The following is a 25,009-nucleotide window of genomic DNA, read 5'->3' as shown; positions in this document are numbered from 1 at the left end:
GGCTGACTTTTGGCGCCCGTTTTGGTGCTAAACAACAAAGAAGGGACTGCGACTTCTGTCACAGCCCCTCATACGAACGATTTAATCACCGTTATAAATGGAATTACGTACAATGACGTAGTCGCACTTCGTAATGGCTTTGAGATCCCGACCACCGGCGTATGAAATTGAGGATTGCAGGTCTTCCTGCATTTCGTTTAACGTATCCCCAATACGTCCGCGGTATGGAACTAACATTTGCTTACCCTCAACGTTTTTGTGTTCCCCTTTTTGGGTTTCACTCGCTGAGCCGTAATATTGCTTATAAGTTTTACCGTCTATTTTCAGAATGTTACCCGGAGACTCCTGATGGCCGGCCAACATTGAGCCAATCATTACCATGGTAGCGCCAAAACGAATCGACTTCGCGATGTCACCGTTGGTACGGACGCCACCGTCAGCAATGATTGGTTTACGGGCGGCCTTCGCGCACCAGCGGACGGCGGCTAATTGCCAGCCCCCGGTACCAAAGCCCGTTTTAACCTTCGTGATGCAGGCTTTCCCCGGACCGACCCCAACTTTGGTGGCGTCGGCGCCCGCGTTTTCAAGGTCGCGGACGGCAGCCGGGGTGGCAACGTTCCCCGCAATGACGAAAGTGGTGGGGAGCACCTGCTTGATATGCTTGATCATGGCAATAACGCTATCCGCGTGGCCGTGGGCGATGTCAATCGTCACGTATTCGGGAATGCGTTCTTGCATCGCCAACTCGTTGATAAAGTCGTATTCAGACGGCTTAACCCCGACTGAGATTGACGCAAACAGTTGGTCAGCGTGCATCTTGGCAATGAAATCTGAACGTTGTTCGGGTTCAAACCGGTGCATGATGTAGAAGTAACCGTTGGCGGCTAGCCAATGGGCGAGGTCGTCGTTAATGACGGTTGCCATATTGGCGGGAACGACCGGAATCTTAAACGTCCGGTCACCCAGCGTGACGGTCGTATCGGCTTCAGACCGACTGTTAATCACGCACTTGTTTGGAATTAGTTGAATATCTTCGTAATCAAAAATCTCCATCGCCATGTCTTCAAAACTCCTTTAATTAATCCCAGATATTTTGGTCGATCACGTTAGTTTGATCCCGGTCAGGACCAACGGAGAAGGTAGCAATTTTAACCCCAACTAATTCTTCAATCCGTTTCAAGTAGTTTTGGGCGTTAACGGGAAGTTCCGCAACGGTCTTGACCCCGGTAATATCTTCATCCCAACCAGGTAACTCGTCATAAATTGGTTTGCAAGCTTCCAGTTCTTTCAAGCTAGCGGGGTAATGATAAATTGTCTTACCGTTTAAATCGTAAGCGGTACAAATCTTGATGGTCTTTAAGCCGGTTAAGACGTCTAAGCAGTTTAAGCTTAAATGGGTGAGACCGGAGACCCGTTTAGCATGGCGCAAGACGACGCTATCGAACCAGCCAATCCGACGGGGACGCTTCGTAACGGTCCCATATTCGTGAGCCGTTTCACGGATGAAATCGCCAACTTCGTCAAACAATTCAGTTGGGAACGGCCCGTCACCAACCCGGGACGTGTAGGCTTTTAAGACGCCCACGCAGTTGTCAATCTTAGAAGGCCCAACGCCACTCCCAATGGTAACGCCCCCGGCAACCGGGTTAGATGACGTGACGTAAGGGTAGGTTCCTTGGTCAATATCCAGCATGACCCCTTGGGCTCCTTCGAATAGGACCCGTTTGCCCGCGTCGAGTGCGTCGTTGATAACGACTGACGTATCGGTGACGAACGGTTTCAATTGTTGCCCGTAGTTATAATATTCATCAAAGATGTCTTCAAATTTAAGTGGTTCTAAGTCGTATAATTTCGTGATGATTTGGTTCTTTTCGGCTAAGTTGCGTTTCAAAACGGCCGCAAAGGTTTCTTTATCTAATAAGTCGGCTACACGGACGCCGATTCGTTCGGCTTTATCCATGTAAGCCGGGCCGATTCCCTTGTTAGTCGTCCCAATTTTGCCACTCGCTTTCGCCTTTTCTTGAGCACCGTCTAAGACGATGTGGTAAGGCAGGATTACGTGAGCCCGGTTTGAAATTCGTAAGTTATCTGGATTAATGCCGTTATCCCGTAAGTATTGTAATTCTTCTACAAGTGACTTCGGATTGAGCACGACCCCGTTACCGATAACTGCTAATTTGTCGTGGAAGAAAATCCCGGACGGAATCAGCCGCAATTTAAACGTCTGACCATTAAATACGATGGTGTGGCCGGCGTTATCGCCGCCTTGGTAACGTGATACCACATCTGCTTCCTGACTTAAAAAGTCCGTGATCTTTCCTTTACCTTCATCGCCCCATTGGCTACCGACTACTACGACTGATGCCATATACTCCACCTCATTAAAATAGTTTAAATTATGAATGTTAAATAGCAAGGAACAGTGAAACGTTCACCACTCCAACCCAAATGAGTATAGCAATTTTACTACTAAAACGCAACCGCAAAACCGAATGTTCTTGTTTTGATGATAATTAAATGTTCATACTTACGCTGGAAACACTGAAATATAACCGCTTTAATAACCAAATTAATGAAAAATAAGTTTAAATTTTCATTGTTCGCGCCTGTTTAATTCTAAATTGGTATGTTATAATAATGTTCGTGTTTTGTTAGTGAATAAGTGAATAGAAATGAGGATTAACAATGATTGATCGTTATACGCGTCCAGCAATGGGGAAAGTATGGTCGTTAGAAAACCAATATCAAGCATGGTTAGAAGTTGAAATCGCGGCGGATGAGGCCTGGGCTGAATTAGGTAAGATTCCTGCCGAAGACGTTGCTAAAATTCGGGCCAACGCCAAGTTTGACGTTGACCGGATTGCCGAAATTGAAACGGTCACGCACCATGACGTGGTGGCGTTTACGCGCGATGTTTCTGAATCACTAGGTGCTGAACGGAAATGGGTCCACTATGGTTTGACGAGTACCGACGTGGTCGATACAGCGCAGGGGTACCGTTTGAAGCAGGCCAACGCCATTATTCGTGAGGACTTGCAGACGTTACGCACGACACTAGCACAACAGGCGAAAAAGTATAAATATACCGTTGAAATGGGGCGGACTCACGGAGTTCACGCGGAGCCAACGACTTTCGGCTTAAAACTCGCCCGCTGGTATTCGGAAATCAACCGAAATATTGAACGTTTTGAACACGCCGCTGCCGGCGTGGAAGCGGGTAAAATCAGTGGAGCGGTTGGGACGTTTGCGAACATTCCGCCGTTTGTTGAGAAGTTTGTTTGCGATAAACTGGGAATCCGCGCGCAAGAAATTTCAACGCAAGTGTTACCCCGGGACTTACACGCCGAATACTTGGCGACGATCGCGCTAATCGCGACTAGTGTGGAAGTGATCGCGACTGAAATTCGGGGCCTTCAGAAGTCTGAGACCCACGAAGTTGAAGAGTTCTTTAATAAGGGTCAAAAGGGCTCCTCAGCAATGCCCCATAAACGCAACCCGATTGGTTCGGAGAACGTGACTGGACTGGCGCGGGTTCTTCGCGGTCACATGTTGACGGCTTACGAAGACGTGGCATTATGGCACGAACGTGATATTTCGCATTCGTCGGCGGAACGCATTATCTTACCGGATTCAACGATTTTAATTGATTACATTTTGACACGGATTAACAAGATTGTGGCGACGCTCACGGTCTTCCCAGAGCGAATGAAACAGAATATGGATGCAACTTACGGTCTTATTTATAGTCAACGGGTACTCTTGAAGTTGATTGATACTGGGATGTCCCGTGAAGCGGCCTATGATCTGGTTCAACCATTGACGGCAAAGGCCTGGGACGAACAGTTGCATTTTAAACCGTTAGTTGAGGGGAACGCCGAAATTCGGCAACACCTCGACCAGGCGGCCATCGACGATGCGTTTGATTACCATTACCACTTGCGCCACGTGGATGACATTTTTAAGCGGTTAGGCTTGGATGACTAACGTAAACTTGTAAATTAATAATAAAGCGACCAAGGACCGTCCTTTGATTAGGACGAGCCTTGGTCGCTTTTTAAGCTTAACCCGGGAGAAAAGCCTGAGTTTTAGCTTTTAAGTTTATGCGCGGTGCCAAGCCGCGTAACCAATTGATGGGAAGAGGCCAATCAAGCGGCCGACTTGTTCGCGGTCGAACTTAAATTCAATGGCTGGTAGTAACGCGTTGATTGCGTCTTCGGCTTGGTCACTCATTTCGGTAACGCCGACGAGGTGCCCCTGCTTATCATGAACTTGTTTGCTAGCGGCAAGCGGTTCGCGGTCAATTTGATAATACCAGTAGTTGGCGAGGTCGTTTTCGGATACGTCCAATCCTTGGGCCTCGGCCGTTTCAATTGAAACCCCAGCTTGCGCGATTCGCGGCGATGTGAAGACAACGGTTGGAATTACCGGGAACTTGATCGGAGCGTCCGTTTGGCCGCTAAACAGTTGCATCAAGTACTTCGAGCCAAAGTAGGCTGCCGGGGTGACCTTCGGCTGGTCACTCTTAGTGACGTCCCCGACCGCATAGATGTTTGCCACCGTTGTTTGGAGATGGTCGTTGACGTGGACCCCGGCTTCGTCATAAGCTACGCCGATTTGGTCCAGACCGAGATCGGCAATGTTTGGAATTCGGCCGGTTGCATCTAAAATCCAGTCAGTCGTTAATTGTTGTTGCTGGCCGTACTTAACGACGAGGCGGTCATTGGCCCGCTCAAAAGCTTGGACGTTGGCGTTGGTGATAAAGGTGACGCCCCGTTGCTTTAAGTCGGTGACTACTTGCTTCACAAACGGTTGGTGGAAGTGGCGTAAGACAACGTCACCGCGGAGCATCACGGTGACGTCAGCTCCGGCTTCGTTCGCCATCGTGGCAAATTCCATGCCGATGTAGCCCGCCCCAATAATGGTGAGATGTTTTGGTAATTGCGTTAAGTTCAGGAACGCTTCGCTATCGTGGGCGAGTTCGGTCCCCGGAATAGCTAAGCGGTGGGGTTTTAAACCGGTTGCGATGACGATTTTATCCGCGGTGATGTCGCGGCTACCGTCAACCGTAACGGTATGGGCGTCCTTAAATTTTGCGCGCCCCTTAATGATGGTCGCCCCCGCATCTTCTAATTTAGCAGTTAAATTAGCGGGGAGGACGTCGATGATTTCCTGTTTATGGGCGACGTTGGCGGTCCAATTGATCTTAGGATGGTCGGTTAAGACGGTATCCAAGCGGGCGGCTTCACGGCTCACCTTGACCGCTTCGTCCAAGGTGATTTTAGCGTTGCAGCCGCGGTTCGGACAGGTGCCCCCGATGAGTCCGCTTTCAATCACACCAACCGAAACGCCGGTCGCTGCTAGTGGCGCGGCACCGTCAAAAGTACCGTGGCCCGCACCGATGTAGAGCACGTCGAAATCAAAATTAGTTGCCATAAAATGATTCCCCCTGTGAATGATTTGATACGATTAGCATACCGATTTTTAATTGGGCTTACAATTGATTTGCATTATAAAATCCATTCTGACCAGATAAAAAAACCCGGAAACGCAAACGGCTTTCCGGGTTAAACATTAAATTTAGGTTTATTTGACAGTTGATTTTTGAATCCGGTCGGCCGGTAAATTCCGGGGTGTAAACGTTTCGCTAGTTTGACCCACCGTTAACGCAATCAGTGGTTTGAAGCCGGCTGGTAAAACGTCGGCTGGAATTGAACCAAGACTTGCCATGTTATAGTTGGCACCTAGGCTGAGGTCTTCAGCGGCTAACGCCATGTTGTGGACGATGATGCCGGCGGAAACGGCTTCCATTGGGGTGTCCGCAGTCGCCGCAACGACGAAGACGGTTGGTGCGTCGTAAATCCCGTTTAATTGGGCAAGTACGCTTTCCTTTTGGATTGCGATGACCCGGTAATTTTCAAACTGGCCCATCCCGACGGCGCCGGCGTTGGCGGCGTCAAAAATGGTTTGGAGTTGCTCAGCTGAAATTTGACCCGTGTAGCTCCGAACAGCCTTGCGCGCTTGAATCATTTTTAATGTTTCCATGTTAAATACCCCCACGTAATAAGAATTACCTTAATGATAACTGTTTTTGAATCCGTTTGCATCCCTAGATTTGACGGTTCTGGTTTAAAAACCGTTGAAGGTAAGCTAAGGCAGTGCTTATACTAAAACTAAGTCATACGAAGGAGAGAATTGAGATGCACGCGTTAATTGCGATTGATTCGTTTAAAAACTCAATGACCAGCTTGCAAGCTAACCAGATTGTTGCCGAGCAGTTGGGTCACCACGGAATTAGTAGTGAACAAATTGCCATCGCGGATGGTGGTGAAGGGACGGTGGCGGCTTTTTTAGCTAACCAACCGGGTGGGCAAACGGTAACCGTCCCAACCGTTGACATTGCCCAACGGCCGATTCAAGCGACGTACGGGTACTTTGAAAGTCAGCGCTTAGCCGTCATTGAAGTGGCCGCCGCCTCGGGGATTCAATACGTGACCCCCACGTTAACGCCCGCCATGACGAATACGTACGGCACGGGACTACTGATCAAGGATGCGGTTGAGCGGGGGGCTCAAAAGATCATCATTGGTCTAGGCGGTAGTGGGACGGTTGACGGCGGTGCGGGAATTTTGCGAGCCCTGGGGGTTCAATTCTTTGACGCTCAGGACCGGCCGCTGAAGATGATCGGGGCCGACCTAGCGAAGGTGGCGCGGATTGAGACCCACCAATTATTGCCCGCTTTGCAGGGCGTTCAAGTGGTGAGTGCGGCCGACGTCACGAACCCGTTGACGGGTGCGCAGGGTGCGGCGGCAGTTTTTGGACCACAAAAGGGGTTACCGGCAGCGCAAATTAAGGCCCATGATCAAGCGCTGGCGCACTACATGCAACTGGCTACTGGGCGCGTTACGGCGCATGCGGCGGACGGTGCGGCGGGCGGCATTGGCTTTGCGCTCCGTTACTTTTTACACGCCGAAGTGCAGTCGGGCTTTGCGTTAATTGCCAAATTGAGCGCTTTTCAGGCGCGCGTTCAGCGGGCAGATTTAGTTATTTCCGGTGAGGGTCAGGTTGATGATCAGAGTTTCATGGGCAAGGTGCCCATTCAAATTAGCCGGATGGCGCAGGCGGCGCATAAGAACTGTTACCTGGTGGTGGGCAATCAGCGGGGAGCCGCGGAGGCCTTTGCGCGGCAGGGCGTAACCGCGGTCCTACCGATTGTTGATCGGGTCATGACGTTAGAAATGGCGCTCAAACGCGGGCCCGAAAATTTGGCGCGGACGGCTGATCGGCTCGGGCGGATGGTGACGCAGCCGGTGGATTGAAGGGGACAAAAGAACCGCTAGCTTGACCAAGTAGGGCCGAGCTAGCGGTTTAGTTCTGAGCTATGCTTGTGGTAAATATTGCTTCAAGAAGGCTTCAACGTGTTTTTGATAGGTTGCCGGGTCGATCCAAAAACTTTCAGCGTGGGTGGCGTTGGGAACCTGCCACATTTGCTTCGGGCCGTTAGCAGCTTGGTAATTCTTCTTTAACATCCAGCTCGGGACGTAGACGTCCTTTTCGCCGTGAATGAATAAAATCGGCCGGGTGTTTTTGCGCAACTGTTCTACGGAACTGACGTCACTTAAAAAGTAGCCCATCCGGTGGCGATTAATGAAACTAACAATCGGTACGAACGGATATTTCGGTAGGTGGAACTGGCGTTTGAGTAGGTAGGCCAATTCTTCTTCAATACTCGTGTAACCGCAATCGGCAATGATCGCTTGGACTTGGGGCGGTAGCGCTTCGCCACTCATCATCTCAACCGTGGCGCCGCCCATGCTAACACCGAACAAAACAATCTGAGTCCGGGGGCCGTTGGTTTGCAACACCCGGGAGATCCATTCGAGGTAGTCGCGCCGATCTTGCCAGCCAAAGCTGATGTACTTGCCGGCACTTTGACCATGACCGCGGTCGTCGGGTAACAGAACATTGTAACCCATTTGGTGAAACATGTAGGCGTAGTTAGCCATGGTTTCGCCATCGCCCTTATAACCGTGGGAAATAATGACGGTTTTTTGACTGGCGCCCTTAGCCGGGACGTAGGTGGCGACGAGGTGGTTTTGATCGTCGTCAGGATTTAGTTCCCAGTTTTCAACGGGTTGGCGGTGGAGCCAATCGACATAACTCCAGTAGGCGTCAGCATACTTTTGCTTGTCGGCCGACGTTTCTGGAACGTAGTCGACCCGTTTGAAAGCAAAGTTATATAACTTTTCACTCGCGAGTAAGGTTGCGGAAAAGAGCGCGACGGGGGCGCTGATTGCAGCCAGGATGCGGTGTTTCTTCATCATGATCACTCCTCAATCTCTACTCGGTAATCATACGCCCATTGTTTTTCAAAATGCAACTTTTCTGAAAATAAAAAACCCACCGAAAAAGCGGTGGGCGAAAGGAGTCGTTCGATTGATTAGGCGCGAAACCTAGTCAGTTTTGGTTTTCATTCGCTTTGGAGGAGTAAATGAAAAGGGTTCTGGTGCTAAGCCGATGCTTAGCGTCCATGACCACAGTATAGTCGTATGTAGGTAAAAAAGGTATTAGAGTGACCAGTTCGTTAGTTTAATAATATTAACGTAAGGTTAGCTCATCGTTTGCCCGTTTTTGAGGGTCGCCGTTAATTGGTTTTGCTTAAAGACGAAACCAATTTCGGTTTGGGGGAGCGCCTGAATGTTGCGATAAGTTAAGATTTGAGTGTTGTCATGGGCCGTGCCGGCCATGGCGACCGCGTTGGGCGGCCCGAAGCGGGCAATCACCTTTTCAATCGTACTACCAGTTTCGAGTTTGGTGAGGGCGTCCTGTGTTAACTCGCGGTTGCGCCCAAATTCGGCGTGATGGTAGGCTTTGTCGACGACCGTCCCGTCAATTAGCCAAACGTGAACGTCGGCCCCGGCTAAGCTGGAATCAGTCTCAGTCCAAACGTAGTGTTTAACGGTTTGGCCGTCATTAGTGGTCGTTTGAATTTGGTCGGGCTTACCAAAGAGGGCCCGCACTTGTTCGATACTGCTGGCGTGGTCTTCAGCTTTAATGGCAACTTGAATGCGACTAAAGTTGGTGAGCGAAACCTTGGGCGTTGGTTGGCTCGCCTTAGTACTGGCAACCCGCGTGACGTTCGGCTGGGTTACTGGTGGCGTCGCTTGGGATTGACAGGCCGCAACGATTACGGCTAGTAGTGCGACACCAAGTAGCGTGATGAATTTTTGCACGCGAAACGCACCTCCTAAAAGCACGCCATTAAATATACCATCATATCGCAGTTACATACAAGTCTTGGCAAAATAAAACCACCGTATCGGGGAATACGGTGGAAAAAGGAGTAGGGTTAGCACGCAACGGGGAATCGCGTGCCAACTATGAATTTCATTACTTTGGAGGAGTAAATGAAAAAATTTTAGGTTGTGTTATAGTCAATCGAGAAAACCTCAATTGCTATGATGCTATCATACCGAGCTGGTATGAAGAATTTGTGAACGAACCGTTCCGTTGTCGTGAAAAAAGTCCTAAATAAAAGTTAAGCAGCGCTTCATTAATTGTCATCGCGGTTGCCACCGAATAAAATAATCAACCGCAGGAGCTGTAAGAAGGTGGCGAGCGTGGCCGCTACGTAGGTCAAAGCGGCCGCTGTTAACACTTTTCGCACCATCGGCACTTCATCGCGGCTCAGCACCTGCCCGTCCGATAAAATCCGTAAAGCGCGCCGAGACGCGTTGAATTCTACTGGGAGCGTTACGAGTTGGAATAATAAGGCGAGTGAAAACAAGAAAATCCCGATATAAATCAGCGTTTGGTTAAAACTCAGTAAGACGCCGACGATAATGATTGGGAACGATAACGTTGACCCTAAGTTGGCCGCTGGTACGAGTGCGGTTCGGAGCCGCATTGGCCAATAGTTGAGGTGGTCTTGAACGGCGTGCCCGCACTCGTGGGCCGCCACACCGATTGCGGCAACCGACGTAGAATCTGCGGTCGCTTCGGATAAGCTTAAAATTTTAGTTTGACCGTTATAGTTATCGGTTAGATCTCCGCTAATTTTTTGAACGCCGACGTTATTAATGCCGGACTGACTCAAAATAAAGCGGGCTGCGTCAGTCCCCGACGTGTTTGTGCGGCTGCGGTACTGATCATAACGCCGAAACGTGTGGTTAACGTACGCGGAGGCTGCCATTGAAATGACAAGCCCGATAATGACAAGAATATAGGTTGGATCAAAAAATGGATAGAACAAGTTAGCCCCTCCTCAAGAGTTGATGTTAAGCCGTATTTTAGCAGATAAGCGGGCGTTTGCCCACTAGTTGATTCAATTTGACTGACGGTTTAGTGGCTCGGAATTTGGCAAGCCGCTATACTTTAGACGTTGACCGAACAAACGCACTCAAAGTTAGGGGTTTAGTACAATGGAAAAGGTCTATCGGACACAGACTTATGGGGAAATACCGTTGAAGTTGAATACTGGTAAGGGCTTTGTTTTTCCGAAGGGGGTCGAAGTTAAGGCGCACGTTGATTTGCAAACGGGCGCGGTGACGTTCTTCATTGATCCTAAGGATTTAGAAAAAATGAAATAGATTTGAATGACGAGACTGCGCGTTAATTGGCGGCCTCGTTTTTGGTGATTAACCCGACAAAAAACCACCACATGGACATGTGGTGGAAAGGGGGAGTTAGGGATATTCGATCCTTTGGGGAGGATGAATGGGTGCGTTATGGAAAGGGGAGTTCCTTAACGACGATGACCATAGTATAGGCGGTCCCGGTGAAGAAAGTGTGCTTGAATTATTGTAGAAATTAGGTTTTAGTGTAACGAAGTGGTGGCGGACGGTTGATTGGTGTTGCGGTTGCTGGGCTAAGGGGATAAGGATAGACTTCAGGCGCTTCTTTGCGAGCTAGCCGAAACGTGCTCCAGGTCGGCTGACGCCTGCGCCTACTACGCTAAGGACACAATGCCCAAACCCGGCATCATGCCCTAAGCTAGGTAGCGCTCAGTACTAGGCACTTCTTTGCGAGCTAGCCGAAACGTGCTCAAGCCGACTGGTATCTGTGCTTGCTACGCTAAGTCGCCATCGCCAAACCCGGGCGATAACGCCTTAGCTAGGCAATGCTCAATACCAACCCGTCGGCCCGAACACTCTTTAGCTCTTCTTATAAACTTTATAACAACCTCTTCCGACTCCTCCTCATCTGAATACGCCCAAACAGCGGTCCTCCGCGCTTTCTGCCTTCCTATTTTGGGACCGTGCTATAATTACCCTCAAAATAACAGAAAGCGTGGTTTTACCATGACAATTAAAATCGTCACCGACTCTTCCGTTCAGCTGACCGCAGCTGAATTAGCCCAGTATGACATTCACGTAGTCCCGTTGCTCGTTGGCTTCGGCGGCGACCTGATTGCCGACAACACCGTCGACCCCGCCGCCTTTGATCAACAAATGGCGACCAGTCCGGTGCTGCCAACCACTAGCCAACCACCAATCGGGGACTTTGTTCAACTATATGATCAGTTGACCGCCGATGGGAGCACCGTGTTGTCCCTCCACCTAACAGAGACGCTCAGCGGAACCGTTAACGCTGCCCGCCAAGCGGCTAAACTGACGGACGGTAACGTGACCGTCGTGGATACCCACGCGGCCGATCGTGGACTGGCCTTTCAAGTTCTGACCGCCGCCCGGATGGCCCACGGTGGTGCCGACCTCGATTCAATCTTGGCGAAAATTAACGTTATTCGGGCGCACACGAAGACCTACCTGTTTGTCGACACCCTGGATAATTTGGTGAAGGGTGGTCGGGTCCCGAAGGTTGCTGGGATGGTCACAAATTTGATCAAGCTAAAATTTGTTTTTGAGCTTGCGGATGGCAAGCTTAAGTTTTACACCCGCGGTCGCGGGAAAAAGGCCCTGATCAAAGCGCAATCCCAAATTTTAGCCCAATTACAAGATGCGACCCGCGTTGAGGCGGCCGGAATTTCCTACGTGGGCGACGAAAGCGTTGCAAGCGCCCCCGAAACGTTAATGCAAAAAGTCTGCCCACAGGCCGATCTCTTAGTGGCGCGGACCAGCCCAATCATTGCGACCCATACCGGGGTTGGCGCCTACGCGTTAATGTTTTATACGGTTGATTAAAAAAATAATAAACAACTAACTATTAATTAAAACTTTTGTATGATATAATTATTTAGTAATAATTTTTAGAGCCGTGTTGGCGCACTGTTCTGAGCCTAACCACCATGTAAATGATGACTAGACCCGGATGGGGCGCCTTTTTTGTCGCTTTTTTCAACCATAGAAAGTAGGAACCTTAGTGAATTTTCTTCTCAACAATCCATTTTTCGGAATCGGCCTTTCCGTCATCGTTTATGGGATTGGCGAGTATTTATATCACAAAACGAATCGCTTCGTATTATTCCAGCCCTTATTTTTTGGAATGCTGCTCGGGATTGGTTTATTGGTATTAATCGCGTCAATCTTACGCGCACCCGTCCAGCAAGTTTACGAAGCATATCAGGTTGGCGGCGATTGGTTATTCTGGTTCGTCGCCCCTGCGACGGTTTCGTTCGCGGTGCCCTTATATAAGCGCAATGATATTTTCAAAAAGCATTGGGACGTTATCCTAATTGCGCTCTTCTTTGGCCTATTATTATCATTATTCGGAATTTATGGAATTTCCCAGTTACTTGGTTTGACGGACGAAGCCCTCGGCGCGATGTTAGTGCAAGCCGCAACGACGGCAATTGCGCTTCCCGTAGCGGAGTCGGTTGGTGGCGATCAAGCCATCGCAGCCTTTGCCGTTATTTTAAATTCCGTGCTCATTTACGCGTTAGGTGACCACTTTATTCGGTGGTTCAAATTGCATAAAAATCCGTTAGGCGCGGGCCTGGGGTTTGGAATTGCCGGCAATGCGGTCGGCGCAACTAAAGCGATTGAAGTTAGCGAGGCGGCGGGGGCAACCGGCGCAATCGCCTTCGTCGTGGCGGGAATTTTAGTGAACTTTATGGTGCCCGGGTTTGCCCAGTTCGTGGGGTTAGGATAGGAGTTTGCGAATGAAAAAAAGTTTATTTATCAAACAAATTATGATTTATGCCGTTATTTTATTGATTAGTAGCTTGATTTCTAAGTTAGCTAGCTTGGTCTGGCCAACTTTTCCGTTACCAACGGCCCTGATTGGCATGATTTTACTGTACTTATTACTGACGTTTAAGGTGGTCAAGCTGGAGCACGTGGCTGGTGTGAGTAATTTCTTTGTACAAATTATGAGCCTCGTTTTTATTCCGTCGGGAATTGCCCTGGTGACTAAGCTGGATGTTTTGAAGGCGGAGGGAATCCAGATTGTGCTGGTCGTGATGGTCTCAACCTTGATGTTGTTACTATTTACCGCGGGGATGGCCTGGCTATTGATTCAAGTTAAGGAATGGTGGTTAGCACGCCGAGCCGCGGCGGCTTCATCTGATTAACGGTAGTGGGTAACTGCCGGAACCAACAGAAACTACTAGTAACCGGCCCTTCGTTGGGGGCGGTTTTTTATTTTTCAATAAAAAAGCCACCACATCGAAGGATGCAGTGGTCAAGGAGTAGGAAACATCAAAGTGGGGGCTTTGATGAACCCCATTCATAGGACTTGGGGGAGTCTATGAATGAATCGACTATTAGCAGACGTTATGGCAGCAACGCTACCAATAATCTAAAACTAAAGAATATTAAGGACTGACAGCTAGTTGGTCACTGACTATCAATCTGCGACTATTATAATTGCAAACGCTACCGTCTGCAACTAATTGAGCTGATTAATTACTTTAAATTAATCCGTGGTTGGAAATTTTCGGCAAATAAGGCCATGTGATGCAAATCAATCCGGTGCCCGTCACGCTTGACGGCAAGCCTGTTCGTCCCCTCAAATTCGAAGCCACTATTTTGGTAAACTGCGATGGCTGCCTGGTTTGTTGCGATGACGTCCAAACAGACCTTGAAGAGGTTTAATTCGTTGAAACCGTAGTTGAGCATTAAATTAAGCGCTTCGGTGCCGTAGCCTTGACCGCGGTCGTCGGGATCACCGATAGCGAGAGCGAGTTGGGCGAGTTGATTTTGCCACTCGATATTGTAGAGGGTGACGAAGCCAATTAGGCGATCTTCGGCGATGGTTCGAACGTGCAAGTAAATTTCAGTATCCCGGTCTAAATTGCGATAGGTTCGTTCCAAATCTTCACCGGAAAGGGGCCGGGCGATACTCGTATCCATTTTACGCACGAAGTCTCCGTCCGCGTACCAATCACTAATTTCGTCAAAGTCCTCGGGCTGCGGAACGCTCAGGTACACCCGCGGGCCGTTAAAAATGTTTTTCACTGATAAGACCTCACTTAAGCCATTAATAAACGTTACGTTTAAGTCATATTATACCGGTTTTTAGGGATGACGGATAGCTAAGGGCGCACTGGAATAAGCGCAACGGAATCTTTACAATTCCTTTATCAAATTGGCACTTAAAAATTTACGTTGATTCGTTATATTAAAGTCAGCCATTTGGTGAATACAAGTTAGAGAAGTGATTCGAATGCAGTGTTTACACGTTGTTCAGATTTCTGACCTACATTTGACGCCGCACGGACAGGTACCAGTTCACCATCAACAACTTGATCCGTGGGCGAAATTAGCCAATATTATTGCGGATATGCGCCAATTACCTTATGAGCCAGATCTGATTGTGTTAAGCGGCGATTTAATTCAGGCGGGGACTGCGGATGACTATCAGCGACTACATGCCCTGGTTCGAACGATGAAGTTGACTTTTAACTGTCACGTCCGGGTCATTTTAGGCAACCATGATAGCCGCAAAGCGTTTTATGAGGGGTATTTACCGGCTAACCCCGGACCGCACTATGCAAATCGGATGCGGATTGGTAATAATGATTTTTATTTTTTAGATTCTAAAGTGACCGGTTACGAAGCCGGCTGGTTGGATATTAGTCAGCTCCAGTGGTTAGGAAAACGTCTGCGCCAGGCGCCGACTAAGCGCGCGTTCATTTTCTTACACCACCCCCTAGATGGCCCGGCCTTAACTAATTTACGGTACACGATCTTGCAGAATACCCCGGCGTTACTATCGGTTTTGCGGGGTCATAACATTGGTGGGGTCTTTACGGGCCACCTTCACTTTCCGCTGAATTACGTCGTGGGTGATCGGGTTCTAAACGCGGTGGCGGGCTCGGCGGCCTATACGGTCGATTGTGCGCTGCCCCATCACCACTACCTTTATGAGAGTAGCAGTTATCAAATTATTACGATTGACCACGGTCAGGTTGCCGTTACCCAGCGGCCGCTGTTGTACCGACCGACGATTATTGATGAAAGTTTTGCCGCTAACGTCAAGTTTTTGACGCAACGCCCGGTCGGTTATTGATATTGGTGGCGCTTACACTAATGGCCCGGTATAATAAAACTAATCATAATAAAATAGGGGCTGATTAGATGAAACACCAACGAAAAATGACCAAGCAGCAACGACAACGGTTACTCCCAGTGGTCGCCTTTGAAACGACTGCTACGGCGATTGCCGTAACGGATGTTTTACGGGCAAAGCAATTTCGGCGTGGTCATAAACTCGGTTGGCTGTTGCTCGCCTTCGTACAACCGATTGGTCCGTGGCTCTACTTTGCGTTCGGGCAGCATCGTTAGGCAAATGTCAAAACGCTGATTTGAATGTTTGAATCGATTACGGGGCGAACGCTGCCCAGCCGCCAACGGATTAAAACGCGCCTTCCAACGAGTTGCTGAAAGGCGCGTTTTAAAATGGATTTGAATAACTAGCTAAGTAATTGGTTTCAAGCGCAACTTCAACCAGATATGCTTAGGATTCAGCGTGCGATAGGTTTAAGCGACGCAGGTCGCTCGTTTCGGTGACGTGTAAAAGTTTTTGACAGTCAGGGCACAATCCGTAAACTTCCATATTGTGACCAGTTACAAGGTAACCGGATAGCTCGGCAGCCTTGGTTTCGACGCTGCGAAGATCGGGTTCAAAAACGTCGGTGATTTTACCGCAATTTTCACAGACAACGTGGTAGTGGGGCCGACCAAAGAAGTCGTAGTGCGTACCGGCGTCGCCGTTTTGCAGTTCAATCACGATTCCAAGATCAACAAATAGTTTTAAAGTGTTATAAACCGTCGCCAGACTTAAATTTGGCAGTTGTGCTGCGAGTGCCTGATAGATGGTTTCAACCGATGGGTGGTTATGATGGGTAACAAGGTACGTCAAAATGATTTGTCGTTGCGGCGTTACTCGAATTCTATGGTCCTTAAGTTGCTTTAAGGCTTGTGTTAACATATCTTCTGCCACGGCGCGGTTCCTCCTTTGTTAAGATTCACCCTTATTAAACCACACTTTTTAGAAGGATTCCAATTTAAAAACGTTACTAAAGGCGACCATTGACAAAATTAAGTAATGAATTGGCTCTGAGTTATTTATTGTTGCGTCTATCCCGACTACACTTAGAGTTGTTAAGGGTTCCAACAACTACAATGGAAGGTGATTGCATGCGAGCAAAAATTGTACCAGCGTTACCAACGGAACGAGCGCAGTATGAACAGTATTACCGCCTCGGATTAGCGGCGGTCACAACTGCAATAAATACATTGCGAGCACAACAGCGGCTTGCAACGCAGCGGCCGCTTAACTGGTTTCCGCAATTTACGGTCGTTTGTGCGGCGGTGGCGCCGCAGCGACAATTAGCCGCGTTGCGACGGGCAGTGCGGGCGTTACCAGTTAGTCCGACCGCAGTCACCATTCAGGCAAACGCGGTCCGCTTAACGTTTGCGTTACCGGTCGATCAGCAAACAACTGGTTGGCAACTCACTGAGGGTGCGGTTTGGCGACTTTATGACGGCTTGTTAAATAACCTGGTTGGGACGGCTTTTCAACCGGTTACCGCCATTCAGGTTGGCTTAACGGTGAGTGAGCCGGATCAGTCTGGCTCGCAGGCGACCCAACGATTAAGCTTTAGGAATTACGGGACGACAGTGCCCACGGACTGTCAGTGGAGCGTAATGCCAACGCCTTGCGTGGCGGTCAGTCAAGTTGAGTCTTAAAATTAAATCGGCAATAAAAACGTCCGCTTAGATTTGTTAAGCGGACGTTTTAGATTAATTATTGTTAGGCTTGGCCGACGCATTCTTTTGAGTTTGTGCCCACAGTAATAATTGCGCCTGAATATTTTCTAAAATTTTCATGGCTAGTTGATAGTCACGTTCGGAACCAAGGCTATTAAAGCTTAATGTACAGGTACCTGCAAAGGTACTAGCAGCTAATTCCATTCGCGGTGTAATTTGAAAGGCCCCCGAAAAGACGCAGTTAACCACGGTAATGCCGTGAAACTTCAAGCGTTGCTGATCAATCGTGCCAAAATTCGTGTAAGTTAATGGACGCTGTGCCAACCAACGTTGAGTGAATTTGCGCATCAGGCTAATTGGGAGCGTGTGGTTCATTTTTTGTAAATTGGTGAGCCGGTATAAAAAGGCCGCCCGGGAACGTTCTTTGTCGAGTAACGTGTGGACCTGCTGAACGAGGTCGTTAAAATTGGCATCCGCGTCGACTTTAATGGTTAAAAAGACCGTTCCCGTTAAGTTGGCAATTCGCGTAGTTTGCTCGGCCGTGGCCGTAAACTGACGAAAGTCAACCGGGCATGGAAGCGTAATCGTCGTGTGCCGGGTCAGGACTTGTAACGCCTTGGCGTATGCGGCGAGTAGCACCTCACTAATCCCAACGTTCTGCGCTTTAGCGGCTCGCCGCACCCGGCTAAACTGACTACTGCTCAACATGACGTGCCCGCCGTGGCGTAAACTAATACCGGTATATTTCGGCAACTTGACGGCCGTGGTCACGAGCTCACCGTGTGGCCGGGGGCGGGTAAACTGGCGTTGAAGCTGCGTAATGACTGGCCGTAAGCGCCGTTCGTTGCGGTAGCCGCTCAGGTCGTCGTAATTATAAGCTTGTACTAATAAATAAAGGTATTCTTTAAAGCCAACGCTGTCAGCGAGTAGCCGGCTCATGAACGCCTGCAAGACGTCGTAACCATCGTGATGGACCACGAACAGTTGGAGTTGCGGGGCCGTGGTAAAGTCAAAATCCGTATTTTCAGGACTGTACGGACTTTGGACCTCGTGGACGATGGCGTTAACTTGTTGTTCGGTCACTTCAAAGCGGTTATGTTCCGATTGGTAGTGACCAAAAATTTCGGGGACGATTTGGGCCGAAGCGAGGACGGCGGCTTTAAGACGCTCAACGTCAACTTTACTGGAAAAAACGAGCCGCAGCCGCATTAATGGCGCGGTGTCGTTTGTGAGTAACATATTCAAAAAATCTAATACTTCGCCACGATAATACACGGTGAACCCCCCGATCATTTTCTCTAACAGTAAGTATACCAGACTCTTTTGACCGCGGTGGCTTGCAAACACTGGCTTTTGAAAAAAGTTAATAAAGCGCGCCCGATTTTGCAACCTGTTAAGGTAAGTGAACCAAATAATTGGCAGCCAACCGCGAGACTTTTTGTGAGAATTCAGGGAAACGCGCCCGTTACTTTTGACAAGTTGCGGTATACTAAAAGTAAGTCATTGGACTGGTAACAATGGACGCTTCCAGCCAAGGTCAACGCTCATTGCACGATTAAACTAGGAATAAGGAGTTGTTTTGCAGTGGATAAGGAACGGAAGTTAATCTACGTCATCTTAAACGATGAGGACGTGGAATACGATTTGGAAGAGTTAGATGATCAGTACGTGGTTTATATCCGGCAACAGTCTGGGGACTCACGCGACTTGGCGTTGGTTAATACTGAGATTCAAGCGCTCTTTAAGGATGCGGAGCTAAACTTTGAAGAGAAGGTCAAGCCCGCTAACCACCCGGCTGATATTGTGCTCGCGGTTAAGCGGAGTACTGTTAAGGACGATTAATTTAATTAAAATAGTTAAGGCTTGAATTCCGTTATTTACGGGACTCAAGCCTTTTTTTCGGGCACTGATTAACTGATCCCATGTCAGTTTCTAAATTAGCAGCCAGGCTTTGATCGTTTGTTGAACTAATGTTTTAAGTTAGCCGTTAAGCGAACCAACGGATAGAAGCGGTGAAGATAATTGACCGTTAATTTTACTTGCCGGTATGATGGGTGCACCAAAGTAATGAAAGCGGTTTATGAGACGCGTGTTGACCACGGCGTACGTCGAATAAACAAACCATCAAAGGAGGTAGAGTGATGACGCAAGTACAATTATTGACGCCAGTTGCTGGGCAACTTTGCGAGTTAACGGCGGTGGCCGACCCCATTTTTTCACAGGGGATGATGGGGCAAGGGTTTGGTATTGAACCGGAAGCAGAACAAGTGGTTGCACCGGTGAGCGGCCAAGTGACAATGGTTGCAGCAAGTTTGCACGCCATTGGTTTTAAGGCGGACACCGGCCTAGAAGTACTTGTCCATTTGGGCATTGATACGGTCGAACTGGCCGCTAACCCACCGTTTACCGTCAGCGTGCAAGTTGGGGACCACGTCACGGCCGGAGGGGCCATTGCCACGATGGACTTAGCGGCGATTCAGGCGGCGGGGAAGGCGCCCACGGTCATTTTGGCGGTTACGAATTCGGCCGATACGCTAACTCAGTTTGAACCGCAAGTTGGTCCAGTTCGTGCGGGGGTCGTTGGGGCACTAGCGACGTTGATGAATAAAGAACAAGCGGCCAATGAGCCGGCTATCCAGTTAGCTACTGAAATAAGTTCAACTGCAAATGCCAGTGTCCGCACGGGTGACCGTTACGCCCAGCTTGCCGCGCAGATTATTGAGCAAGTTGGCGGGGCGGTTAACATTAAGAGCGTGATCCACTGCATTACCCGGGTGCGCTTTTATCTGAAGGATGAACAGCAAGCTAACGACACTATTATTCAAAATTTAGACGGGGTCATTGACGTGGCTAAGGCGGGCGGCCAGTACCAGGTTGTCATTGGGCCCGCGGTTAATGACGTTTATGACGCGATTATTGCGCAACTTGGACCGGGTTTTGGTGATGAGGAAGCTACTGAAACCGCAGTCGCTAAGGAAGCGCGGAAAGCAGCCTGGCAAAAATTGTCACCGCTACAAAAGGTGAAGCAGGCTTTCAGTAGTTTGATTGGGGTTATTACCGGTTCGATGATTCCGGTAATTGGACTGTTAGCGGCTTCCGGAATCTTGAAGGGGGTGCTCGCCCTCCTGACAACCTTTAAAGTCGTTTCCGCCAGTGCGCCAACTTACGTGATTATCAACGCGATGGGCGACTCGGTCTTTTACTTCCTGCCAATTTTTGTCGGCTTCACCGCCGCCAAGAAACTGGGGGCCGATCCGGTCATCATGGGTATCGTTGGCGGGGTGTTGACGTACCCCGCCATTGTCAGTCTAGCCAGTGGCGGCAAGGTGACCGGCCATTTATTAGGAATGGCGATTAACGCCGACTTCTTTGGACTCCCCGTTCACGTTGCGGCGTATACGTACTCGATTTTTCCGATGATTGCCGGTGCTTGGCTCGCCAGCAAGTTAGAACCATGGTTGAAACGGGTCATTCCGACGGTCTTACGGATGATTTTTGTGCCGCTAATTGAAGTTGTTTTAATCGCCGGTGCGATTTTACTCGTGCTCGGACCCGTAATTACGGCCCTTTCTGGTGCGTTGGCCGCTGGAATTGTTGGCATTTACCAATTAAGCCCGGCCATTTCAGGGCTCCTGATTGGTGGCTTTTACCAGGTTCTTGTCATTTTCGGCCTCCACTGGGCGATCATTCCAATCGTGGTCAACGACATTACCACGAATGGGCATAGCTACCTCAATGCGATTGTCTCCGCAACGATGGTTGCTCAGGGGGGCGCGGTACTGGCGATTGCGTTGAAGTCCAAGGTCGCTAGTGTTAAGGAACTTGCCTGGCCCGCGACGATCTCGGCGTTTTGCGGAGTAACCGAGCCCGCGATGTACGGGATTAACTTGAAGTACGGCCGGGCCTTTGCGACGGCTAGTGTTGGGGGTGCGGTTGGCGGCTTTTTGACTGGACTAATGCAGGTCAACATGTGGGGCTTCGCCGGATCGCTGATTGGGGTGACGTCCTTCATCAATCCCCAGGGCGTTGATTTCAGTCTTTGGGGGTTCCTGATTGCCTCGCTCATCACGGTGATCGTTTCCTTTAGCCTGACGTACGCTTTTGGCTTCACCGACGCGGACGTCCAAAATGTTAAAACCGCGCCCGCAAAAAAACATTTGGGTGAAGAACGGGTGGCGTCAACGGAAATATAAAAGTAAGCAAAACAAGGTCGTGATTGATGTCGCGACCTTATTTTTATGGTTCGGTACCAATTGGTGTGGATATGCCGCCAGCAGCGGGTGTAACCGGTTGGCTGCTATATGGCCGAAACGTGTTCGACCCAGCTGCCCCCTGTGCTTGCTACGCTAACGCGCCATCGCCAAGCCCGGGCGACAACGCCTTAGCTAGGCAATGCTCGGCATGGTTTCTCACTGCTATATAGCCGAAACGTGTTCCGGGTCAGCTGACGCCTGCGCTTACTACGCCAAGCGCACAATGCCAAAACCCGGCATCATGCCCTTAGCTAGGTAATGCTCGGCATCAACCCGCCGACCCTCCACACTCTTGCCTTTCCTTGACAAAGTTCACCAAATTTGTTTAAATGTAACTATTAAAGTTACAGGAAAGGCGCGAATTAGTATGAAATACACGATTACGGGAGCCACCGGGCACCTTGGCCGGCAGATTGTCCAAGCCATGCAACGGCGCGTTGCCTCCACGGACATTCAACTTGGGGTGCACACCCTCAGTAAGGCTGCGGACTTACAAGCCCAAGGGATGGCTGTCGCAGCCATTGATTACCAGCAACCACAAACCTTAGTACCAGTGTTACAAGGGAGCGACGTTTTTATTTACATTCCCAGCAAAAGTCACGATAGTTTTTCGCGGGTCCAAGAATTTGAAAACGTTCTGACGGCGGTGGAACAGGCCGACGTTCGACACTTATTAGTGATGGGCTTCATTGCGGATCAGGTTAACAATCCGTTTGCATTGTCAGCCTTTTACGGCTACGTCCCGCGTCGGCTAGCGGCAACTAATATTAACTATACAATTATTCGTAATGCACTGTACGCTGATCCGCTGGTACCGTACTTGCCCGAATTGGTGGAACGCCAAAACGTCATTTACCCAATGGGTGATCAGGCGCTGAGTTTTATTTCCCAAGCCGACAGTGCCGAAGCGTTTGCGCAGGTCGCTACCACCCCCAGTTTGTTAAAACGCGGTGCCCGCTACACCTTAACGCAACCACAGGCCTACACGATGCCCGAATTGGCAGCCGTCTTAAGTGCGGTCAGTGGGACGCAAATTGGGTATCAACCGGTCAGTTCGGCTCAGTTTGCGGCGCTGTATGACCAGCACCACGAAGGTCACATGTTAGCGTCGATGTACGCTGGGGGCGCCTTAGGCCTATTATCCCCGGTTAGTGCAGATTTTGAACGCATCATGGGGCGGCCCGCCCAAGCGTTGCCAGCATTTTTGAAGGCTGAATTAGCGAAGCAATAAAAATCGGCCCCCGCGCCAGCGCCGCACGGATAAAGCATGCTATAATCAACATTAGCAAGATTTTTTGGAAGGGGGCCGCGGGATGGCTGACGGCGTAAAATCAGATTTTCGCGACATGTTTCATAAGGGCCAGCTGACAATTGGCATTAGTGAGCTAAGCCGCATGACGGGAGTTTCGCCCCGTCAGTTACGTTATTGGCAGAAGAAGGGCTACATTATCCCGAAAAATGAGGACGAGCCGGGGCGCGCTCGTATTTATACGATGCGGATGGTTTTGAAGGCGGCTGCGATGAGTAACTTGTTGCAGACGGGTTATACGTTGAAGGCGGCCGCCGCGCAGGTCGACGAACGGATGAAGCCGGCGCAGACCATGTACCACGTCCTGTTTGACCGCTATCAGGGTTACGAGGTTACTGATGCGGGTGAAATTTTGGTGGATTTGGGCCCGTTTGATCCTGATCCGACGCAGGAGTTGTACGCCCAGTTGGTGGCGGAGAAGCCACGGTTTGTGTTAAAGGGTAGAGTGTGAGGGCCAGCGGGTTGACCTCGAGCATTGCCTAGCTAAGGCGTTGTCGCCTGGGCTTGGCGATGGCGCCTTAGCGTAGCAAGCGCAGGGGTCAGCTGGGCCGAGCACGTTTCGGCTATTCATTAAAGTCATCTAAAATAGACCTGATTCCGAACAGAATCAGGTCTATTTTAGATTCGATGATCTACGGTGTTAATCTGCTAACCCAGTTGAGTTTTAAAAATTTATTATGCGTGCCAGAATAAGTGGGTAAGCTCGTCGAACAAGGATTAGCCTTTACCGAGCGACCACCCGATCGATCCAATCAAATAAGTCGTTTAGGTCGTAGTCACCGCTATGGGGCGTGTCCCACGGCAGGGCGAAGTCCACGCTGCGGCCCTGCTGCCGTAACAAGCTTGCCAAAATAAGTGGAATGGCAAAACTGGTATCCCGGTCGGCCGCACCGTGTCGAATACGCCAATATGGCGCGACGGTCGCTTGGGCTGCTTGTAGCTGACTAACTGGGTCGGTCAACGCGACGAGGTGGTCAGCGGCCTGGGTACCGTTGGCGGTATCGTGGGCCTGGCTAAACGCGGTAAAGTGTTTGGCTGGGACGGTTTCATCGCCAAAGAGGTTGTTTTCGGGACTACTCAAGTCAAAGGTATCAAACGCGGGAACGGCCTTCATTCGGGTCAGTGAGCGGACGTAGCTGGGGAGGTCGACGGCGGTTACGCTGCCGGCCATGGTTTGAATGCCCGCGTATTTATGGACGTCAACGCCTTGGTCATAGGCGCGTTGAGCGGATTGCTGAATGAGCCGCGCAATTTCATCGGCAAACGCCCCCTTGCCGGTTGCGTCTAGGGTCAGTGGTTTTCCGGCTGGGCCGGTGAGGTGTAAGTCGTTCAAATAAGCAATAAACTGGCTTTTTAAGGCCGTTGAGGCGGCTTGCTGCGCGGTGCTCAGGTTCCCGGTAATCGGGGTCATTTTAGGTCGCTGGCCAACCGCGAGCGGCGTAATTCGGAAACGATGCCAGTCATTAATGCCGTTAAATTGCCATTCGTAGGCCATGTCGGCGTGCGCTAAGTTGTGGATGGGGCAGTACGCGGAAACGGCGTAAACGTCGTCCGGGACATCGGCGGCCCCGATTGCTTTTAAGAACGGTTCGTAATCTTGAACGTTACCTGCCGCTCCCGCCAAGGCCGCCGTTGCGCCCCCGGCACTGGTACCGTTGGTGATAATGCGCGCAGCGTTACCGGGGAGAATCGCCGCGTTATACCGAACGTAGCGGATTGCCGCCTTCAGATCAACGATAAACGCTGGGGCGTGGCCGGCCTCCTGACCGTCAGTCGTGGTTGTGCGGCCGCGTAGTCCGGCGGAAACCACAACGTAACCGCGCTTTAAAGCGCCGATAATCGTTCGTGCGTTGGATGGCCAGTCTGATTTTTGCGGTGAATCGGCTGGGCCGGGCATGTAGCCGCCGACCGTGTTTGGCATGAAGATGGGGGCGGTCGCGGCCGTATAGCCGTTGACGGTCCCATTTGCTTGCATGTAAGCGGTCGGTACAAAGACGTTGAGCCGCTGAATAGCTGCGACGGGGTGAGTCACGTACGAAATGTCGTTAGCGGCATAGTACTGGAAGGGCTGGCCGTTAAAGGAAACCGTTTCTAATTGGAACCACCGGGAATGAAAATCTAAAATTGCCATGTTGAAGCACCGTTCCTTTCGATGTAAGCGTTGATTGCGTTCATACGGTCAGCGTACGATGAATTTCGGTTGAAATCAATTCTATTTTTGACGAGTTGTTATTCTAATTTTTACTAATAGTCTAAAAAAAGGGCTCTATACCAATTGGTGTTGAGGTTGCCGCCAGCAGCGGGTGTAACCGGGTGGCTGGAACACTGCGGGCATCGAT

Annotated in this window: 24 protein-coding genes; 13 read left to right on the top strand and 11 right to left on the bottom strand. The window is 50.0% G+C overall.

Annotated elements, in window-relative coordinates; genetic code table 11:
* Positions 1 to 81 precede the first annotated feature (81 nt).
* Positions 82 to 1,053, bottom strand: a complete 972-nt coding sequence (locus FFM79_RS11375; RefSeq protein ID WP_170177457.1) for a GMP reductase — start codon at positions 1,051 to 1,053, stop codon at positions 82 to 84.
* Positions 1,054 to 1,078: 25 nt separating this feature from the next.
* Entirely contained in the window at positions 1,079 to 2,368 is a 1,290-nt protein-coding gene (locus tag FFM79_RS11370; protein WP_137643601.1) for an adenylosuccinate synthase, read from the bottom strand.
* A gap of 317 nt (positions 2,369 to 2,685) precedes the next feature.
* Between FFM79_RS11370 and purB the strand changes: the two genes are divergently transcribed.
* The gene (gene purB / locus FFM79_RS11365) at positions 2,686 to 3,984 is read left to right on the top strand and encodes an adenylosuccinate lyase (protein ID WP_137643600.1); all 1,299 of its coding nucleotides are present in this window, start codon (positions 2,686 to 2,688) and stop codon (positions 3,982 to 3,984) included.
* Positions 3,985 to 4,098: 114 nt separating this feature from the next.
* Here the strand turns inward: purB and FFM79_RS11360 are convergent, their stop codons facing one another.
* Entirely contained in the window at positions 4,099 to 5,433 is a 1,335-nt protein-coding gene (locus FFM79_RS11360; protein ID WP_137643599.1) for a dihydrolipoyl dehydrogenase family protein, read from the bottom strand.
* Positions 5,434 to 5,583: 150 nt separating this feature from the next.
* Complete coding sequence (locus tag FFM79_RS11355; RefSeq protein ID WP_137643598.1) at positions 5,584 to 6,042, bottom strand: nitroreductase family protein; 459 nt, start codon at positions 6,040 to 6,042, stop codon at positions 5,584 to 5,586.
* 155 nt (positions 6,043 to 6,197) lie between these two features.
* Here FFM79_RS11355 and FFM79_RS11350 point away from each other — a divergent pair, with 155 nt between their 5' ends.
* The gene (locus FFM79_RS11350; RefSeq protein ID WP_137643597.1) at positions 6,198 to 7,316 is read left to right on the top strand and encodes a glycerate kinase family protein; all 1,119 of its coding nucleotides are present in this window, start codon (positions 6,198 to 6,200) and stop codon (positions 7,314 to 7,316) included.
* A 60-nt stretch (positions 7,317 to 7,376) separates the two neighbouring features.
* Here the strand turns inward: FFM79_RS11350 and FFM79_RS11345 are convergent, their stop codons facing one another.
* The 3 genes from FFM79_RS11345 to FFM79_RS11335 form a co-directional block, all read right to left on the bottom strand.
* Positions 7,377 to 8,318 (bottom strand): alpha/beta hydrolase, encoded by a 942-nt coding sequence (locus tag FFM79_RS11345; protein ID WP_137643626.1) that lies wholly within the window; start codon positions 8,316 to 8,318, stop codon positions 7,377 to 7,379.
* A 288-nt stretch (positions 8,319 to 8,606) separates the two neighbouring features.
* The gene (locus tag FFM79_RS11340) at positions 8,607 to 9,230 is read right to left on the bottom strand and encodes a DUF3862 domain-containing protein (RefSeq protein ID WP_170177453.1); all 624 of its coding nucleotides are present in this window, start codon (positions 9,228 to 9,230) and stop codon (positions 8,607 to 8,609) included.
* 320 nt (positions 9,231 to 9,550) lie between these two features.
* Positions 9,551 to 10,249, bottom strand: a complete 699-nt coding sequence (locus FFM79_RS11335) for a zinc metallopeptidase (RefSeq protein WP_137643595.1) — start codon at positions 10,247 to 10,249, stop codon at positions 9,551 to 9,553.
* Between the two features lie 169 nt (positions 10,250 to 10,418).
* Between FFM79_RS11335 and FFM79_RS11330 the strand changes: the two genes are divergently transcribed.
* The 4 genes from FFM79_RS11330 to FFM79_RS11315 all read left to right on the top strand — a co-directional run bounded on the left by FFM79_RS11330 (position 10,419) and on the right by FFM79_RS11315 (position 13,465).
* Complete coding sequence (locus FFM79_RS11330) at positions 10,419 to 10,586, top strand: hypothetical protein (RefSeq protein WP_137643594.1); 168 nt, start codon at positions 10,419 to 10,421, stop codon at positions 10,584 to 10,586.
* 711 nt (positions 10,587 to 11,297) lie between these two features.
* The gene (locus FFM79_RS11325) at positions 11,298 to 12,137 is read left to right on the top strand and encodes a DegV family protein (protein ID WP_137643593.1); all 840 of its coding nucleotides are present in this window, start codon (positions 11,298 to 11,300) and stop codon (positions 12,135 to 12,137) included.
* Positions 12,138 to 12,315: 178 nt separating this feature from the next.
* Positions 12,316 to 13,044: an LrgB family protein gene (locus FFM79_RS11320; protein ID WP_137643592.1), complete on the top strand. Its 729-nt coding sequence runs from the start codon at positions 12,316 to 12,318 to the stop codon at positions 13,042 to 13,044.
* A 10-nt stretch (positions 13,045 to 13,054) separates the two neighbouring features.
* Positions 13,055 to 13,465: a CidA/LrgA family protein gene (locus tag FFM79_RS11315; protein ID WP_137643591.1), complete on the top strand. Its 411-nt coding sequence runs from the start codon at positions 13,055 to 13,057 to the stop codon at positions 13,463 to 13,465.
* A gap of 334 nt (positions 13,466 to 13,799) precedes the next feature.
* Here FFM79_RS11315 and FFM79_RS11310 read toward each other — a convergent pair whose 3' ends face one another.
* Entirely contained in the window at positions 13,800 to 14,351 is a 552-nt protein-coding gene (locus FFM79_RS11310; protein WP_137643590.1) for a GNAT family N-acetyltransferase, read from the bottom strand.
* 208 nt (positions 14,352 to 14,559) lie between these two features.
* On the opposite strand from FFM79_RS11310, the gene FFM79_RS11305 reads away from it, so the two are divergent.
* Complete coding sequence (locus FFM79_RS11305; protein ID WP_137643589.1) at positions 14,560 to 15,405, top strand: metallophosphoesterase family protein; 846 nt, start codon at positions 14,560 to 14,562, stop codon at positions 15,403 to 15,405.
* Positions 15,406 to 15,473: 68 nt separating this feature from the next.
* Positions 15,474 to 15,680 carry a PLD nuclease N-terminal domain-containing protein gene (locus FFM79_RS11300; protein ID WP_137643588.1) on the top strand — a complete coding sequence of 69 codons (207 nt, stop codon included), beginning with the start codon at positions 15,474 to 15,476 and terminating at the stop codon, positions 15,678 to 15,680.
* Between the two features lie 172 nt (positions 15,681 to 15,852).
* Here FFM79_RS11300 and FFM79_RS11295 read toward each other — a convergent pair whose 3' ends face one another.
* The gene (locus FFM79_RS11295; RefSeq protein ID WP_137643587.1) at positions 15,853 to 16,338 is read right to left on the bottom strand and encodes a Fur family transcriptional regulator; all 486 of its coding nucleotides are present in this window, start codon (positions 16,336 to 16,338) and stop codon (positions 15,853 to 15,855) included.
* Positions 16,339 to 16,535: 197 nt separating this feature from the next.
* On the opposite strand from FFM79_RS11295, the gene FFM79_RS11290 reads away from it, so the two are divergent.
* Entirely contained in the window at positions 16,536 to 17,087 is a 552-nt protein-coding gene (locus tag FFM79_RS11290; RefSeq protein WP_137643586.1) for a hypothetical protein, read from the top strand.
* A 54-nt stretch (positions 17,088 to 17,141) separates the two neighbouring features.
* Here FFM79_RS11290 and FFM79_RS11285 read toward each other — a convergent pair whose 3' ends face one another.
* Positions 17,142 to 18,383: a hypothetical protein gene (locus FFM79_RS11285; RefSeq protein ID WP_225424447.1), complete on the bottom strand. Its 1,242-nt coding sequence runs from the start codon at positions 18,381 to 18,383 to the stop codon at positions 17,142 to 17,144.
* 309 nt (positions 18,384 to 18,692) lie between these two features.
* Between FFM79_RS11285 and FFM79_RS11280 the strand changes: the two genes are divergently transcribed.
* From FFM79_RS11280 to FFM79_RS11265, 4 genes are all read left to right on the top strand, one after another.
* Positions 18,693 to 18,950: a hypothetical protein gene (locus FFM79_RS11280; protein WP_137643585.1), complete on the top strand. Its 258-nt coding sequence runs from the start codon at positions 18,693 to 18,695 to the stop codon at positions 18,948 to 18,950.
* 299 nt (positions 18,951 to 19,249) lie between these two features.
* On the top strand, positions 19,250 to 21,301 hold the full coding sequence (locus FFM79_RS11275; RefSeq protein ID WP_137643584.1) for a PTS sugar transporter subunit IIABC: 2,052 nt from the start codon (positions 19,250 to 19,252) through the stop codon (positions 21,299 to 21,301).
* 427 nt (positions 21,302 to 21,728) lie between these two features.
* Positions 21,729 to 22,592 (top strand): SDR family oxidoreductase, encoded by an 864-nt coding sequence (locus tag FFM79_RS11270; RefSeq protein ID WP_137643583.1) that lies wholly within the window; start codon positions 21,729 to 21,731, stop codon positions 22,590 to 22,592.
* 82 nt (positions 22,593 to 22,674) lie between these two features.
* Positions 22,675 to 23,121 (top strand): MerR family transcriptional regulator, encoded by a 447-nt coding sequence (locus FFM79_RS11265; protein ID WP_137643582.1) that lies wholly within the window; start codon positions 22,675 to 22,677, stop codon positions 23,119 to 23,121.
* A gap of 273 nt (positions 23,122 to 23,394) precedes the next feature.
* Here FFM79_RS11265 and FFM79_RS11260 read toward each other — a convergent pair whose 3' ends face one another.
* Complete coding sequence (locus FFM79_RS11260; protein WP_137643581.1) at positions 23,395 to 24,801, bottom strand: subtype B tannase; 1,407 nt, start codon at positions 24,799 to 24,801, stop codon at positions 23,395 to 23,397.
* Positions 24,802 to 25,009: the final 208 nt, after the last annotated feature.

This window comes from Lactiplantibacillus modestisalitolerans, from assembly GCF_005405425.1.
Taxonomy (GTDB): Bacteria; Bacillota; Bacilli; order Lactobacillales; family Lactobacillaceae; genus Lactiplantibacillus; species Lactiplantibacillus modestisalitolerans.
This window is presented reverse-complemented; position numbering and strand designations above follow the sequence as displayed.